Origin of the sequence: Cellulomonas sp. McL0617 (assembly GCF_049994875.1) — a bacterium.
Lineage (GTDB): Bacteria > Actinomycetota > Actinomycetes > Actinomycetales > Cellulomonadaceae > Cellulomonas.
Genome location: NZ_CP188256.1, coordinates 1,757,883 through 1,773,048 on the forward strand (window position 1 = coordinate 1,757,883; position 15,166 = coordinate 1,773,048).

Annotated in this window: 13 protein-coding genes; all 13 read left to right on the forward strand. The window is 72.5% G+C overall.

Translation table 11 applies throughout. From position 1 onward, the window contains the following. The first annotated feature begins 23 nt into the window (after nucleotides 1-23). The 13 genes from ACPPVS_RS07965 to ACPPVS_RS08025 all read left to right on the forward strand — a co-directional run bounded on the left by ACPPVS_RS07965 (nucleotide 24) and on the right by ACPPVS_RS08025 (nucleotide 15,165). Complete coding sequence (locus ACPPVS_RS07965) at nucleotides 24-1,034, forward strand: tRNA (adenine-N1)-methyltransferase (protein WP_426595509.1); 1,011 nt, start codon at nucleotides 24-26, stop codon at nucleotides 1,032-1,034. Between the two features lie 226 nt (nucleotides 1,035-1,260). Next, nucleotides 1,261-2,895, forward strand: a complete 1,635-nt coding sequence (arc, locus tag ACPPVS_RS07970) for a proteasome ATPase (protein WP_426595511.1) — start codon at nucleotides 1,261-1,263, stop codon at nucleotides 2,893-2,895. Between the two features lie 55 nt (nucleotides 2,896-2,950). Then, nucleotides 2,951-4,558, forward strand: a complete 1,608-nt coding sequence (dop, locus tag ACPPVS_RS07975) for a depupylase/deamidase Dop (protein WP_426595512.1) — start codon at nucleotides 2,951-2,953, stop codon at nucleotides 4,556-4,558. Nucleotides 4,559-4,670: 112 nt separating this feature from the next. Next, a complete protein-coding gene (locus ACPPVS_RS07980; RefSeq protein WP_426595513.1) occupies nucleotides 4,671-4,868 on the forward strand; it encodes a ubiquitin-like protein Pup in 198 nt (65 codons plus the stop codon). Further along, entirely contained in the window at nucleotides 4,865-5,701 is an 837-nt protein-coding gene (prcB, locus tag ACPPVS_RS07985) for a proteasome subunit beta (protein ID WP_426595514.1), read from the forward strand. The genes ACPPVS_RS07980 and prcB overlap by 4 nt, the downstream gene beginning before the upstream one ends. Continuing rightward, a complete protein-coding gene (gene prcA / locus ACPPVS_RS07990) occupies nucleotides 5,698-6,393 on the forward strand; it encodes a proteasome subunit alpha (protein WP_426595515.1) in 696 nt (231 codons plus the stop codon). Before prcB ends, prcA begins: the two co-directional genes overlap by 4 nt. A gap of 33 nt (nucleotides 6,394-6,426) precedes the next feature. Next, on the forward strand, nucleotides 6,427-7,788 hold the full coding sequence (gene pafA / locus ACPPVS_RS07995) for a Pup--protein ligase (RefSeq protein ID WP_426595516.1): 1,362 nt from the start codon (nucleotides 6,427-6,429) through the stop codon (nucleotides 7,786-7,788). Nucleotides 7,789-7,918: 130 nt separating this feature from the next. Next, nucleotides 7,919-8,809, forward strand: a complete 891-nt coding sequence (locus ACPPVS_RS08000) for an FKBP-type peptidyl-prolyl cis-trans isomerase (protein ID WP_426595517.1) — start codon at nucleotides 7,919-7,921, stop codon at nucleotides 8,807-8,809. 176 nt (nucleotides 8,810-8,985) lie between these two features. Then, nucleotides 8,986-10,788 carry an ABC transporter ATP-binding protein gene (locus ACPPVS_RS08005; RefSeq protein ID WP_426595907.1) on the forward strand — a complete coding sequence of 601 codons (1,803 nt, stop codon included), beginning with the start codon at nucleotides 8,986-8,988 and terminating at the stop codon, nucleotides 10,786-10,788. After that, complete coding sequence (locus tag ACPPVS_RS08010) at nucleotides 10,785-12,584, forward strand: ABC transporter ATP-binding protein (protein ID WP_426595518.1); 1,800 nt, start codon at nucleotides 10,785-10,787, stop codon at nucleotides 12,582-12,584. Before ACPPVS_RS08005 ends, ACPPVS_RS08010 begins: the two co-directional genes overlap by 4 nt. Nucleotides 12,585-12,617: 33 nt before the next feature. Further along, complete coding sequence (hisI, locus tag ACPPVS_RS08015) at nucleotides 12,618-13,025, forward strand: phosphoribosyl-AMP cyclohydrolase (RefSeq protein WP_426595519.1); 408 nt, start codon at nucleotides 12,618-12,620, stop codon at nucleotides 13,023-13,025. Beyond that, nucleotides 13,022-14,599: an anthranilate synthase component I gene (locus tag ACPPVS_RS08020; RefSeq protein WP_426595520.1), complete on the forward strand. Its 1,578-nt coding sequence runs from the start codon at nucleotides 13,022-13,024 to the stop codon at nucleotides 14,597-14,599. The genes hisI and ACPPVS_RS08020 overlap by 4 nt, the downstream gene beginning before the upstream one ends. Beyond that, on the forward strand, nucleotides 14,596-15,165 hold the full coding sequence (locus ACPPVS_RS08025; RefSeq protein WP_426595521.1) for a Trp biosynthesis-associated membrane protein: 570 nt from the start codon (nucleotides 14,596-14,598) through the stop codon (nucleotides 15,163-15,165). The genes ACPPVS_RS08020 and ACPPVS_RS08025 overlap by 4 nt, the downstream gene beginning before the upstream one ends. The last annotated feature ends 1 nt before the right edge of the window (nucleotide 15,166 follow it).

Sequence of the window (15,166 nt, forward strand, 5' to 3'; positions counted from 1 at the left end):
AGACGCTCCTAGACTCGACGACCGTGACCCCCGACCAGACGTCCACCGGTGCCGCGCAACGCCGCGGCCCGTTCCGAGCGGGCGACCGCGTGCAGCTCACCGACCCGCGCGGGCGGCTGCACACGATCACGCTGGCGGAGGGCGGCTCGTTCCACACGCACCGCGGTTACCTCACGCACGACTCGTTGCTCGGCGCGCCCGAGGGCACGGTCGTGCGCAACACGTCGGGCATCGAGTACCTCGCGCAGCGACCGCTGCTGGCCGACTACGTCCTGTCGATGCCGCGCGGTGCCGCCGTGGTCTACCCGAAGGACTCGGGCCAGATCGTCGCGATGGCCGACATCTACCCAGGGGCGCGTGTCATCGAGGCCGGCGTCGGCTCCGGTGCGCTCACCATGTCTCTGCTGCGCGCGGTCGGCGACGGTGGCTCCCTGCACTCGATCGAGCGGCGCGAGGACTTCGCCGCGATCGCGCGCGGCAACGTCGAGGGGTTCTTCGGCGGCCCGCACCCGGCCTGGGAGCTGTCCGTCGGCGACCTGTCGGACGTGCTGCCGACCGTCGCCGAGCCCGGCAGCGTCGACCGGGTGGTCCTCGACATGCTCGCGCCCTGGGAGAACCTGGACGCGGTCGCCGAGGCGCTGGCCCCGGGCGGCGTCTTCATCTCGTACGTCGCGACCACGACCCAGCTCTCGCGGCTCGCCGAGGACATCCGCACCGACGGCCGGTACACCGAGCCCGAGGCCTGGGAGTCGATGGTCCGCGGCTGGCACCTCGAGGGCCTCGCCGTGCGTCCGCAGCACCGGATGATCGGCCACACGGGCTTCCTGCTCACGACGCGTCGCCTCGCGGACGGGGTCGACGCGCCGCAGCGTCGGCGTCGGCCGGCCAAGGGCGCGTACCCGGTGGCGCCGGACGGTGCGCCCGCCGTGGACGACGCCGAGCTGTGGTCGTCCGAGGCCATGGGGGAGCGGGCGGTCAGCGACAAGAAGCTGCGCAGGGCGCGGCGCGACGTGGGCCAGGCACCGGAGGCCTGAGCCTGTCGTCTCGAGCCCCGCGGAACCCGGTCGCCTCGAGCGGGGGCGACGTCGGCGAAGGTCGGTGCCGCGAAACGTGACGAACCGGTCACGGCCGGTCGTGTCGGGCCGCCGGTGGTTGACAGGTGTGACTAAGGTCGTCGGACCAGCAGGCACAACGCGGTGCACGATGGAGACGGAGCCCTGACGACGGAGACTACGCGCAAGCGGAACGGAGGCCGACGACATGACTGATCCGGGCGCCCCTGGACGGGACGTGCACCGAGAGCTCAGCATCCTGGCGGCCAAGAACGAGCGGCTCAGCGACGCGCTCGTGGCCGCACGTGAGCAGATCATCGACCTCAAGCGCCAGGTGGACGACCTGGCCAAGCCGCCGGGCACGTACGCCACGTTCCTGGGGTCCCGCGCCGATGGCAGCGTCGACATCATGTCCGCCGGGCGCAAGATGCACGTCGGAGCCAGTCCGTCGCTCGACGTCACCACGCTGCGCCCCGGCCAGGAGGTCATGCTCAACGAGGCCCTCACGGTCGTCGAGGCCGGCGGCTACGAGGAGGTCGGCGAGCTCGTCACCGTCAAGGAGCTGCTGGGCACCGACCGCGCGCTCGTGGTGGGCCGCGGCGACGAGGAGCGGGTGGTGCGCTTCGCCGGGCAGGTCCGGGACGCGCACGTGCGCGTCGGCGACGCCCTGACCATCGACTCGCGCAGCGGGTTCGTGTTCGAGGTCATCCCGCGCGCCGAGGTCGAGGACCTGGTGCTCGAAGAGGTGCCGGACATCGACTACAAGGACATCGGCGGGCTGGGCCCGCAGATCGAGGCGATCCGCGACGCGGTCGAGCTCCCGTTCCTGCACCCGGAGCTGTTCCGCGAGCACGGGCTCAAGCCGCCCAAGGGTGTCCTGCTGTACGGCCCGCCCGGATGCGGCAAGACGCTCATCGCCAAGGCGGTCGCCCACTCTCTGGCCGCGACGGCGGCCGCGGCACGCGGTGAGGACACGGCCGACACCAAGAGCTTCTTCCTCAACGTCAAGGGCCCCGAGCTGCTCAACAAGTACGTCGGCGAGACCGAGCGGCACATCCGGCTGATCTTCGCCCGCGCCCGCGAGAAGGCGTCCCAGGGCCACCCGGTCGTCGTGTTCTTCGACGAGATGGAGTCGCTGTTCCGCACCCGCGGCACGGGCGTCTCCAGCGACGTCGAGACGACGATCGTGCCCCAGCTGCTGAGCGAGATCGACGGCGTGGAGCGGCTCGAGAACGTCATCGTCATCGGCGCCTCGAACCGCGAGGACATGATCGACCCGGCCATCCTGCGGCCAGGCCGGCTCGACGTGAAGATCAAGATCGAGCGCCCGGACGCCGAGGGCGCCCGCGAGATCTTCGCCAAGTACCTGGTGCCCAGCCTGCCGATCCACCCGGACGACCTGTCCGAGCACGGCGGGTCAGCGGTGGAGGCGGTCGAGGCCATGATCAGCCGCGTGGTCGAGCGGATGTACACCGAGAGCGACGAGAACCGCTTCCTCGAGGTGACCTACGCCAGCGGCGACAAGGAGGTCCTGTACTTCAAGGACTTCAACTCGGGTGCCATGATCCAGAACGTCGTGGACCGGGCCAAGAAGTCGGCGATCAAGGACTTCCTGTCCAGCGGGACGCGCGGCATCCGCGTCGAGCACCTGCTGACCGCGTGCGTCGACGAGTTCCGCGAGAACGAGGATCTGCCCAACACCACGAACCCCGACGACTGGGCGCGGATCTCCGGGAAGAAGGGCGAGCGCATCGTCTTCATCCGGACGATCGTGCAGGGCAAGAAGGGTGCGGAGGGCTCGCGCACGATCGAGAACGTGACGAGCACGGGTCAGTACCTCTAGGTCAGACGGACGCCCGCAGGCACACACGGTCGCGGGACGACCCTAGGGTGGTCCCGTGACCGTGCGCCGCGTGATGGGGATCGAGACCGAGTACGGGATCCTCCAGCCCGGACGCCCGCTGGCCAACCCGATGCTGCTCTCGTCGCACGTGGTCGCCGTGCACGCGGCCGCGCGCGAGGGGGCCCGGACCCGCGCCCGCTGGGACTACGACGACGAGGACCCGCTGCACGACGCCCGTGGGTTCCACCTGCAGCGGGCGTCGGCCCACCCGTCGCTGCTCACCGACGACCCGGACGAGCCCGCCCCGTCGGGGGACGGGCCGCAGGCGCTCCCGCGCGCCTCGACGGACGAGTACGAGGACCCGGGCGCGGCCAACGTCATCCTGACCAACGGCGCACGCCTGTACGTCGACCACGCGCACCCCGAGTACTCCTCGCCGGAGGTGACCAACCCGCTGGACGCCGTGCGCTGGGACCGGGCCGGCGAGCGCGTGATGCTGGCCTCCGTGCGTGCGCTCGCCTCCACGCTCGCCCTGCCCGACGTCGCGCTCTACAAGAACAACGTGGACGGCAAGGGCGCCACGTACGGGATGCACGAGAACTACCTCGTCGACCGGGCGGTGCCGTTCAACGACCTCGCCGCCCGCCTGATCCCGTTCTTCGTCACCCGGCAGGTGTTCACGGGGGCCGGCCGGGTCGGGATCGGTCAGCGGGGCGAGGGCGCGGGATTCCAGCTGTCCCAGCGTGCCGACTACATGGAGGCCGAGATCGGCCTCGAGACGACCCTGCGGCGCCCCATCGTCAACACCCGCGACGAGCCGCACGCCGACCCGGACCGCTGGCGCCGGCTGCACGTGATCATCGGTGACGCGACCATGCTCGAGGTCTCGACGTACCTGCGCCTGGGCACCACGTCGCTGGTCCTGTGGTTGATCGAGCGGGCCGTGGCCGACGGGGGGGCCGGTGGTGCCCTGGCCGTCGTCGACCGGCTCACGCTGCGCGACCCGGTGCAGGCGGTCCACCTGATCAGCCACGACCTGACGCTCACGGCCCGCGTCGAGCTGGCGGACGGTCGACGACTGACGGCGCTGGAGATCCAGCGTGAGTACCTCGATGCGGTGCGCAGCGCGCTCGCGCGCACCGGCGACGACCTCGACCCGCAGAGCGAGGACGTGCTGGACCGTTGGGCGTCCGTTCTCGACCGCCTGGCGACCGACCCTGCGAGCTGTGCGCGCGAGGTCGAGTGGCTGGCCAAGCTGCGGCTGCTCGAGGGGATGCGTCGTCGGGACCACCTGGCCTGGGACCACCCGCGGCTCGCGGCGATGGACCTGCAGTGGTCGGACGTGCGCCCCGAGCGCGGCCTCTACCACCGGCTGGTGGCCGCGGGCGCGGTCGAGCTGCTGGTCACACCCGAGCAGGTTGCCGAGGCGGTGCTGCACCCGCCCCGGGACACCCGTGCGTACTTCCGGGGCGAGGCGGTGGCGCGCTACGGCGCCGAGATCTCGGCCGCGAGCTGGGACTCGGTCGTGTTCGACGTGCCGGGCGCCGCGACCTTGCAGCGGGTGCCCATGCGGGATCCGTTGCGCGGCACGGCGGCCCACGTCGGGGACCTGCTCGACCGGAGCCCCGACGCGGCGTCCCTGCTCGAGGCCCTGGGCGCCTGACTCCGTGCGTTCACCCGGCCGGCGTCCGAACGACGGGCACCGGAGCCGGACGCGTCCGAGGATGGGCCTAGGGTGGAGCTGAGCACGTCAGCTGGCACACCGGGAGGTCACGATGGCTGGTCAGGAACGCGTAAGCCCACGTCGCGAGGACGACGAGCCGGACGACGGGCCGGACACGCCCGCCCCCGCAGCGCCCAGCGCGCAGCAGCGTGACGCGGACGTCGACGCCCTGCTCGACGAGATCGACGACGTGCTGGAGTCCAACGCCGAGCAGTTCGTGCGCGGGTTCGTCCAGAAGGGCGGCCAGTGAGCCAGTACGACCAGTCCGCCTCCGGGCGGCTGCCGCACGCGTTCACGACGCCCGGCTCGTCGTCGTTCGTGGAGTTCCTGTCCAGCCACGCGCCGCACCTGCTGCCGGGCAACCGGCCGACGGGCGAGCTGCAGGCGCCGCACGGCACGACGATCGTGGCGCTCGCGTTCGACGGCGGGATCGTCATGGCGGGCGACCGGCGCGCCACGATGGGGTCGATGATCGCCAGCCGGGACATCGAGAAGGTGTTCCCGGCCGACGAGTACTCGGCGGTGGGCATCGCCGGCACCGCCGGCCTGGCCATCGAGCTGGTCCGGCTGTTCCAGCTCGAGCTCGAGCACTACGAGAAGATCGAGGGCTCGCTGCTCTCCCTCGACGGCAAGGCCAACCGGCTGGCGACGATGATCCGGGGCAACCTCGGGCTCGCCATGCAGGGCCTCGCCGTGGTGCCGCTGTTCGGCGGGTACGACCTGGACAGGCGCACCGGCCGGATCTTCTCCTACGACGTCACCGGCGGTCAGTACGAGGAGCATGACCACCACGCCGTCGGATCGGGCTCGGTCTTCGCCCGCGGCTCGCTGAAGAAGACGTGGAAGCACGGGCTGGACGCCGAGGGTGCCGTCCGCGTGGCGGTCGAGGCGCTCTGGGACGCCGCCGACGACGACTCCGCCACCGGCGGCCCGGACCGCACGCGGGGGATCTGGCCCGTCGTCGCGACCGTCACGGAGGCCGGCTACCTGCGAGCGTCCGACGACCAGCTCGCGGGCATCGTCGAGCAGGTCGAGGACCAGCGCCGGGGCGCCCACCGCGCGCGGGGAGGTGGCCAGCGATGAGCATGCCGTTCTACGTCTCGCCCGAGCAGCTGATGAAGGACCGGGCCGACTACGCGCGCAAGGGCATCGCGCGCGGGCGGTCGGTCGTGGTGCTGCAGTACGACGACGGGATCGCGTTCGCCACGGAGAACGCGTCGCGCGCGCTGCACAAGATCTCGGAGATCTACGACCGCATCGGCTTCGCGGCCGTCGGCAAGTACAACGAGTTCGAGAACCTCCGCGTCGCCGGCGTGCGCTACGCCGACCTGCGGGGCTACTCCTACGACCGGGTCGACGTCACGGCCCGCGGGCTCGCCAACGCCTACGCGCAGACGCTCGGCACGGTGTTCACCACCGAGTCCAAGCCGCTGGAGGTGGAGATCGTCGTGGCCGAGGTCGGCCACGAGGCCTCGGGCGACCAGATCTATCGGCTCGCCTACGACGGCTCGGTCACGGACGAGCACGGCTACGTCGTCATGGGCGGGCAGGCCGAGCGGCTCGGCACGATCGTGACCGAGGGCTGGCGCGCGGGCATGACGCTGCCCGAGGTGCTCGCGCTCGCGGTGCGGACGCTGGGTTCACCGGCGGAGGACAACGGTGAGCAGCGCGTCATCCCGGCGTCGCAGCTCGAGGTCGCGGTGCTGGACCGCACGCGGCCGCGTCGGACGTTCCGTCGCTTGGCGGGTGCCCTGCTGGAGGACCTGCTCGACTGACCGGCTGGTGCGGGACACGAAGGAGGTATGGCGATGGACCGGCGGATCTTCGGCCTGGAGACCGAGTACGGCGTGACGTGTGCCGCGCAGGACGGACGCGGGCTCTCGGCCGACGAGGTCGCGCGGTACCTCTTCCGCAAGGTCGTCGCGTGGGGACGCTCATCCAACGTCTTCCTGCGCAACGGCTCACGGCTCTACCTGGACGTGGGGTCGCACCCCGAGTACGCCACGGCCGAGTGCGACGACGTCCGGCAGCTGGTCACCCACGACCGGGCCGGTGAGCGGATCCTCGAGGGCCTGGTCGCGGACGCCCAGCAGCGGCTCGAGCACGAGGGGCTGCCCGGCAAGATCCACCTGTTCAAGAACAACACGGACTCGGCGGGCAACTCCTACGGCTGCCACGAGAACTACCTGGTGCGCAGGCAGGGCGACTTCTCCCGGCTCTCCGACGTGCTGGTGCCGTTTCTCATCACGCGCCAGATCCTCACGGGTGCCGGCAAGGTGCTGGCGACGCCGCGGGGCGCGGTCTACTGCCTGTCGCAGCGCGCGGACCACATCTGGGAAGCCGTGAGCAGCGCGACGACACGCTCCCGGCCCATCATCAACACCCGCGACGAGCCGCACGCCGACGCCGAGCACTACCGCCGCCTGCACGTGATCGTCGGCGACTCGTCGATGTCCGAGACGACGACGATGCTCAAGGTCGGCACGACAGACCTGCTGCTGCGGATGATCGAGGCCGGCGTCCCGATGCGGGAGATGGCCCTGGAGAACCCGATCCGGGCGATCCGCGAGATCAGCCACGACATGACGGGGATGCACCCGATCACCATGGCGAACGGGCGGACCGTGACGGCCGTCGACCTGCAGGAGGAGTACCTCACGCGGGTCAGCGACTTCCTGGCCTCCGAGGGCGGTCCGACGCCGGAGAACAAGCAGGTGCTGGACCTGTGGGAGCGGGGCCTGCGTGCGCTGCGGACCGGCGACCTGTCCCTCGTGGACCGCGAGCTCGACTGGGTGATCAAGTACAAGCTCATCGAGCGCTACCAGGCCAAGCACAACCTCGAGCTGTCCGACGTCCGCGTGCAGCGCCTCGACCTGGCGTACCACGACATCTCCCGCACCGAGGGCCTCTACAACCTGCTCGCGGCCCGGGGCATGGTCGAGCGCGTCACCACCGACCTCGAGATCTTCGAGGCCACCGCTGTCCCACCGCAGACCACCCGGGCGAAGCTGCGCGGAGACTTCGTGCGGGCCGCCCAGGACGCCCGGCGCGACTACACGGTCGACTGGGTGCATCTCAAGCTCAACGACCAGGCCCAGCGCACGGTGCTGTGCAAGGACCCGTTCCGCAGCGTCGACGAGCGGGTCGACCGGCTCATCGAGTCGATGTGACGCACCGGGCGAGCGGATCCCGGCCGCGTCTCTGAGCTCCAGGTCGGGACCGTACAGTGTCCCGGTGCGTCGGCCGGTCGTCCGGTCGGCGACGCGCCCCTGCGGGCGCCCGACGACGAGGAGGACCGACGTGCGACGACTGCGCGCCCTTGCGGCAGCGGCCGCGATGGTGCTGGCCCTCGCCGGCCTCGCCGGGTGCACGACGCCCGCAGCCTCCGTCCCGGAGGTCAACGTCACGGGCGAGCCCGGCGGGGCGCCGACGATCACATACCTCACACCCCTGCAGGTCACCGAGACGCACACGCAGCAGATCTGGCCCGGAACGGGCCCGGCGCTCGTCGAGGGGCAGTCGGTCCTGATCGACTACTGGCTCGAGGACGCGGCGGACGGGTCGTTGGTCAAGGAGAGCTACTCCAGCAAGCCGGTGGCGATGCTCCTCAGCGAGGTCGACCTCGGCAAGGACCTCTACCAGACCCTGCGCGGGCAGAAGGTCGGCGCCCGGCTGCTGCAGATCAGCCCGGGCAGCGGGGCCGGGGGAGCCACGGACTACCCGACCGTCACCGTGGTCGACGTGCTCCCCACGAAGGCGTCCGGCGAGGCGGTCCCCCCGCGCTCCGACCTCCCGGCGGTGTCGCTGGATGCGTCGGGGGCACCGAAGCTCACGCCGACCGGGACCGACCCGCCCGGCGCACTCGTCGCGCAACCGCTCATCCGTGGCACCGGCGACCAGGTCCAGTCCGACGACGTGGTGACCGTGCAGTACACGGGCTTCGCCTGGACGACCGGTGACGCGTTCGACTCGACGTGGTCGCACAACGGGCTGCCGGTCTCGTTCTCGCTGCAGGACGTTCCGGCGTGGGCGGAGGGCCTGGTCGACCAGCCGGTGGGCAGCCAGGTGATGCTGGTGGTCCCGCCCACCTACGCGCTGGGCGTCACGGACAGCGAGGAGATGAAGGGCCAGACCGTGGTGTTCGTGGTCGACATCCTCGACACCAGCCACCCGGACGCGGCCTCGAGCTGATCGGACCTCCCGCAGCGTCTCGCACGCCGCGCCGAGCGGGTCCTGTCCGGACCGTGAGAAACTTGCTGGCATCCCCTCGCCGCTCCACGGAAGGTTCTGTCGTGCCCACGCGAGACGTTTCGACGGCGCTCACCGGATCGGTGCCGCGTCGCGCCACGCAGCTGCTGTGGCGCGGCATGCGCGCTCACCCGGGCACCTACGTCCTGGCCGTGGGCACGGCCGCGGTCTTCGGGGTGCTCACGGTCGGGATCAGCAGGGTGCTGGGCGTGATCACGGACCAGGTCGTCGTGCCCGCGATCTCCGGTTCGCACGAGGCGCGCGGCGAGATCTGGTGGGCGGGTGCGGCGATCGCGCTCGTCGCCGTGTCGCTGGCCGTCATGGTCGCGCTGCGGCGGGTCTACGCCGGTCGGGGGTTCGCGCTCATCCAGGAGGACCACCGCGCCGGGGTGACGCGCCAGTACCTGCACCTGCCGATGAGCTGGCACCGGCAGCACCCCACCGGGCAGCTGCTGTCCAACGCGAGCGCCGACGTCGAGGCGGCCACCAGCATCTTCAACCCGCTGCCGTTCGCCCTCGGCGTCGCGGTCATGCTCGTCGTCGCCACGGTCGCCCTGTTCCGGACCGACGTCTGGCTCGCGCTCGCGGCGCTGGTGGTCCTGCCGCTGGCGGTCGTCGCCAACCTCGTGTTCCAGCGTCGGATGTCACCGGCAGCCATCCGGGCGCAGCAGCTGCGCGCGGAGGTCGCGGACATCGCGCACGAGAGCTTCGAGGCCGCGGTGCTGGTCACCTCGCTGGGCACGGCGGCCCGTGAGGAGGCCCGGTTCGCGGGCCGGGCCAAGCAGCTGCGGGACGCGAACGTGCACGTAGGGACGGTCCGGGCGATGTTCGACCCGGTCATCGACCTCCTGCCCAGCCTCGGCACGCTGCTCGTGCTCGTCGTCGGCACCGTGCAGGTCAGCGAGGGGCACATCCAGACGGGTGACGTCGTCGCGGCGGCCTACCTGCTGACGCTGCTGGCCGTTCCGGTGCGGGCCTTCGGCTGGGTGCTCGGCGAGGTTCCGCGCGCGCTGGTGGGGTACGACCGGATCGCCCGCGTGCTCGACGCGCGCAGCGAGCTCCCGGCCGGCGACCGGCCCTGGACGCCGACCGGCGGGGGTGCTCGGGTCGAGCTGCGCCGCGTCGGCCTGAGCGTCGACCTGCCGGGCGGGGGCGACCTGGCGCTGCTGACCGACGTGGACCTGGACGTCGCACCCGGTCGGACGATCGCCGTGGTGGGCCCGACGGGCGCCGGCAAGACCACGCTCGTCTCGCTCGTCAGCCGTCTGAGCGACCCGACCCGGGGTGCCGTGCTCGTCGACGGCGTCGACCTGCGGGAGCTGGCGCCGGCCGACCTCGCGCGCCACGTCGCGCTCGTCGCGCAGTCGACGTTCGTGTTCGAGGACTCGGTGCGGGGCAACGTCACCCTCGCCGACGACACCGACGCGGACGCGCCCGACGACGACGCGGTGTGGTCGGCGCTGCACGTCGCGCGGGTGGACGACGTGGTGCGAGCGCTGCCCGGCGGCCTCGACGCGTGCCTGGGCGAGCGCGGCGCCAACCTGTCGGGCGGTCAGCGGCAGCGGCTCGCGCTGGCCCGCGCGCTGGTCCGGCGGCCCGCCGTCCTGATCCTGGACGACGCGACCTCGGCGGTCGACCCGCGGATCGAGCAGGCGATCCTGCGAGGACTGCGGGGCAACGGCCCCACGGTCCTGCTCGTGGCGTACCGGATGTCGTCCGTGCTGCTCGCCGACGAGGTCGTGCACGTCGACGGCGGCCGCGTGGTGGACCGGGGCACGCACGAGGAGCTGCTGGCCCGCGACCCCGGGTACCGGGAGCTGGCCACCGCGTACGAGCAGGAGACCGCCCGCCGCGCCGCCGAGTCGGCCGACGAGCTCGCGCTCGACGAGGTCCTGGACTCCTTCGCGCAGGACCCCGCATGAGCGCGATGGCACCCGCGAGCTCGCTCGGCGTCGTCGCGACCCTGCGGCGCGGTGTCGCCGTCTCCCCGCAGCTGCTCGTCGGCTGGAAGGTGACGTTCCTGCTGGCCGTCGTCGCCTCGCTCGGCAAGATCCTCGTGCCGATCGCGGTGCAGCAGACCGTCGACACCGGCATCCTCGCGCCGGGCGGACCCGACGTGCACCGCGTGGTGTGGCTGACCAGCGTGGCCGCGTGCGGCCTGCTCATCGGTGCGGTGTGTGCCGGCTACGTCAACGTCCGGCTCTTCCGGTCCAGCGAGAGCGGCCTGCTGGCGCTGCGCACCCAGGCGTTCCGGCACGTGCACGACCTGTCGGTGCTCACGCAGAACACCGAGCGCCGCGGCTCGTTGGTCTCGCGGGTGACCTCCGACGTCGACACGATCTCGTTGTTCGTGCAGTGGGGCGGGATCATGCTGCTCGTCTCGGTGCTGCAGATCGGCGTGGCCACCGTCCTGATGGCCGTCTACTCCTGGCAGCTGACGCTCCTGGTCTGGGCGGGCTTCGTCCCGCTGTTCCTGGTGCTCCGCCCGCTGCAGAAGCGCGTCAACAGCCGCTACACGGCCGTGCGGGAGCGCGTCGGGGGGATGCTCGGCGCGATCTCCGAGGCCGTCGTGGGCGCCGAGACGATCCGCGCGTACGGCGTGGGCGAGCGCACGCAGGGTCGGATGGATGCCGCGATCGCCGGCACCCGCTCGGCGATGGTCCGGGCGCAGAACCTCGTGGCCGTCGTGTTCTCCAGCGGCGTCCTGGTGGCGAACCTCGTGCTGGCGGTCGTGGTCGTCGCGGGGACGTACCTCGGCATCGCCGGGGAGATGTCGGTGGGCAAGCTGCTGGCCTTCCTGTTCCTGGTCCAGCTGTTCACCGGTCCCGTCCAGATGGCCACCGAGGTGCTCAACGAGCTGCAGAACGCCGTCGCGGGCTGGCGCAGGGTGCTCGGCGTGCTCGAGACCCCGGTCGAGGTCGTCGACGCGGGCAGTGACGGGGTGCCCAGCCCGCGCGGTCCGGCGACGCTCGAGCTGCGCGACGTGGCCTACCACTACCCGGACGGTCCGCCCGTGCTGCGCGACATCGACGTGCAGGTGCCGGCGGGATCGTCGGTCGCCGTGGTCGGTGCGACCGGGTCGGGCAAGACCACGATCGCCAAGCTCGTCGCCCGGTTCATGGACCCCACGGACGGTGCCGTGCTGCTCGACGGTGTGGACCTGCGGGACATCTCCGTCGACGACCTGCGCCGCCGGATCGTCCTGGTGCCGCAGGAGGGGTTCCTCTTCGACGGGACCCTGGCCCAGAACATCGCCTACGGCCTGCGCTCCGACGACGACGCGGCGACCGCGGCCGCCGACGACGTGCGGGTCCGGGACGCCGTCGACGCGCTCGGGCTGGCGGACTGGGTGGACGGGCTCGCCGCCGGTCTCGGGACGCCGGTGGGGCAGCGCGGGGAGTCGCTGTCGGCGGGGGAGCGGCAGCTGGTCGCCCTGGCCCGTGCCTACCTGGCGGACGCCGACCTGCTGCTCCTCGACGAGGCCACGTCTGCGGTCGACCCCGCCACCGAGGTCCGCATCGCCCGCGCGCTGGAGTCGCTCACGCTGGGCCGCAGCACCGTCACCATCGCGCACCGGCTGTCCACCGCGGAGGCCGCCGACGCGGTCGTCGTGGTCGACGCCGGCCGCGTGGTCGAGGTGGGGCACCACGACGACCTGGTCGCCCGCGAGGGGCACTACGCCGCTCTGCACGCCGCCTGGGTGTCGCAGACGCGCTGAGAGCGCCCGCGCACACGTGGCAGGATTCGTGGCGTGTCGTCCGCACCCGTCCCACCCGTGCCGCTGCTCGATCCCGCCGTCGCCGAACGCCTGAGCCACGACCCGCAGGGGCTCGTCGCCGCGATCGTGCAGCAGCACGACACGCGCGAGGTGCTCATGCTCGGCTGGATGGACGACGAGGCGCTGCACCGCACGCTGACCACGGGCCGCGTCGTGTTCTGGAGCCGCTCGCGCCAGGAGTACTGGCGCAAGGGCGACACGTCCGGGAACGCGCAGTACGTCAAGGCGGTCAGCCTGGACTGCGACGGCGACGCGCTGCTCGTCCAGGTCGACCAGGTCGGCGCCGCCTGCCACACCGGCGCCCGCACCTGCTTCGACGCCGGCGGCCCGCTGCCGGCCGTCGTCGGAACCCGCCCGATCGAGACCGGAGCATCGTCATGAGCGCCCCAGCCGTGCCCACGTCGCCGACCCACGTCGCCGCGGCGGAGGTGCCGTGGGGCGGCACGTGGCCGGCGCTGGCGACGTTCCGCGAGCTGGCCACCGAGCGCCGGGTCATCCCGGTGGTCCGCCGGCTGCTCGCGGACGACGTCACGCCCGTGGGCCTGTACCGGACGCTCGCGGCCGGGCGCCCGGGGACGTTCATCCTCGAGTCGGCCGAGGCCGACGGCACGTGGGACCGCTACTCGTTCGTCGGCGTGCACGCGCGCGCGACGCTCACGGTGCGCGACGGTGCGCCGGTGTGGGTCGGCGACGTCCCGGTCGGCGTGCCGACGCACGGCGACGCGCTCGACGTCCTGGCGGGCACCCTCAACGCGCTGCGCACCCCGGCGATCGGCGGTCTGCCACCCCTGACGAGCGGGCTGGTCGGCGCGCTCGGGTGGGACATCGTGCGGCACTGGGAGCCGACCCTGCCCGCGAACGCTCCCGACGAGCTGGGCGTCCCGGAGCTGACCCTGCTGCTGGCCACGGACCTCGCGGTCGTCGACCACCACGACGGGTCGGTCTGGCTCATCGCCAACGCGATCAACTTCGACGACACCGACGAGCGGGTCGACGACGCGCACGCGGACGCGGTCGCGCGGCTCGACGCGATGCAGGCGGCGCTCCTGCACCCGGTCGAGCCGGGTCTGGCCGTGCTGGCCGACGTCGACGAGCCGTCGCTGGTCTTCCGATCGACGCGCCAGGAGTTCGAGGACTCGGTGCGCACCGGCCAGGAGGCCATCCGGGACGGCGAGGTGTTCCAGGTCGTCCTGTCGCAGCGCCTCGACCTGGACTGTCCGGCCGACCCGCTGGACGTCTATCGGGTGCTGCGGACGATCAACCCCAGCCCGTACATGTACTACCTGCAGCTGCAGGACGCGGACGGGCGGGACTTCGCGGTCGTCGGGTCGAGCCCGGAGACGCTGGTCAAGGTGACGTCCGGGCGGGTGGTGACCTTCCCGATCGCCGGCTCGCGCCCGCGCGGCGCGACGCCCGAGGAAGACCTGCGCCTGCAGGACGAGGTGCTCGCCGACCCGAAGGAGCGCGCGGAGCACATCATGCTGGTCGACCTGTCGCGCAACGACCTGGTCAAGGTGTGCGAGCCGACGAGCGTCGAGGTCGTCGAGTTCATGGCGGTCAAGCGCTACTCCCACATCATGCACATCTGCTCGACGGTGGTGGGGCGGCTCCGCGAGGGCGCGACCGCGCTGCAGACGCTGATCGCCACGTTCCCCGCGGGGACGCTGTCGGGCGCCCCCAAGCCACGCGCGATCGCGCTCATCGACCAGATCGAGCCCGCCCGGCGCGGCATCTACGGCGGCACGGTCGGCTACTTCGACTTCGCCGGCGACATGGACATGGCCATCGCGATCCGCACGGCCCTCATCCGCGAGGGCCGCGCGAGCGTCCAGGCCGGCGGCGGCATCGTGGCCGACTCGGTCCCCGCGCTGGAGTACGAGGAGTCCCGGAACAAGGCGGCCGCCGCCGTCCGCGCGGTCCAGGTGGCCTCCCGGCTGCGGCGCGCGGGCGCATGAGCAGCCGGGCCGGCCGCGGCCGCGCGGCGGTGCTTCTGCTGGTGCTGGCGGGCGTCACGGCCCTGTCGGCAGTCCCGGTCTGGTTCACGACGAGCGGCACGACCGCGCTCGCCGGCAGCGTCGACATCTCGGTCCACGGCACCGACGTGGCGCCCGGGATCCTGGCCGCGGCGGTGGCGATCCTTGCGGCCGGTCTGGCCACCGGGCTGGTCGGTCGGGTCGGCCGGTGGGTCGTCGCCGTGGTCGTCGCGGGCTGTGGCGTCCTGGTCGTGGCGACGACCGTCTCGGCCCTGAGCGACCCGGCCGCCGCGGTCGCCCCCGTCGTCGCGGCGCAGACCGGGATCGGTCACCTCGCCGGTCCGGTCGCGTCGAGCGCATGGCCGACGATCGCGATCGCGGTCGGTGCCGTCGACGTCCTGGCCGCCGGCTGGCTCGTCGTCGCGTCCCGGCGGTGGTCCGGTCCGACCCGTCGGTACCAGGCGACGACCGCTCCCGCAGCGCCCGCCGCGACCCCGGACGAGCGGGCGGACTGGGACGCGCTGAGCCGCGGCGACGACCCGTCCTGAC

Bases quoted from the DNA above. Each gene is read 5' to 3' on its own strand.
- arc (WP_426595511.1), top strand. From the start codon at position 1,261: ATGACTGATCCGGGCGCCCCTGGACGGGACGTGCACCGAGAGCTCAGC.
- ACPPVS_RS07980 (WP_426595513.1), top strand. From the start codon at position 4,671: ATGGCTGGTCAGGAACGCGTAAGCCCACGTCGCGAGGACGACGAGCCG.
- prcA (WP_426595515.1), top strand. From the start codon at position 5,698: ATGAGCATGCCGTTCTACGTCTCGCCCGAGCAGCTGATGAAGGACCGG.
- pafA (WP_426595516.1), top strand. From the start codon at position 6,427: ATGGACCGGCGGATCTTCGGCCTGGAGACCGAGTACGGCGTGACGTGT.
- ACPPVS_RS08005 (WP_426595907.1), top strand. From the start codon at position 8,986: ATGCGCGCTCACCCGGGCACCTACGTCCTGGCCGTGGGCACGGCCGCG.
- ACPPVS_RS08010 (WP_426595518.1), top strand. From the start codon at position 10,785: ATGAGCGCGATGGCACCCGCGAGCTCGCTCGGCGTCGTCGCGACCCTG.
- ACPPVS_RS08020 (WP_426595520.1), top strand. From the start codon at position 13,022: ATGAGCGCCCCAGCCGTGCCCACGTCGCCGACCCACGTCGCCGCGGCG.
- ACPPVS_RS08025 (WP_426595521.1), top strand. From the start codon at position 14,596: ATGAGCAGCCGGGCCGGCCGCGGCCGCGCGGCGGTGCTTCTGCTGGTG.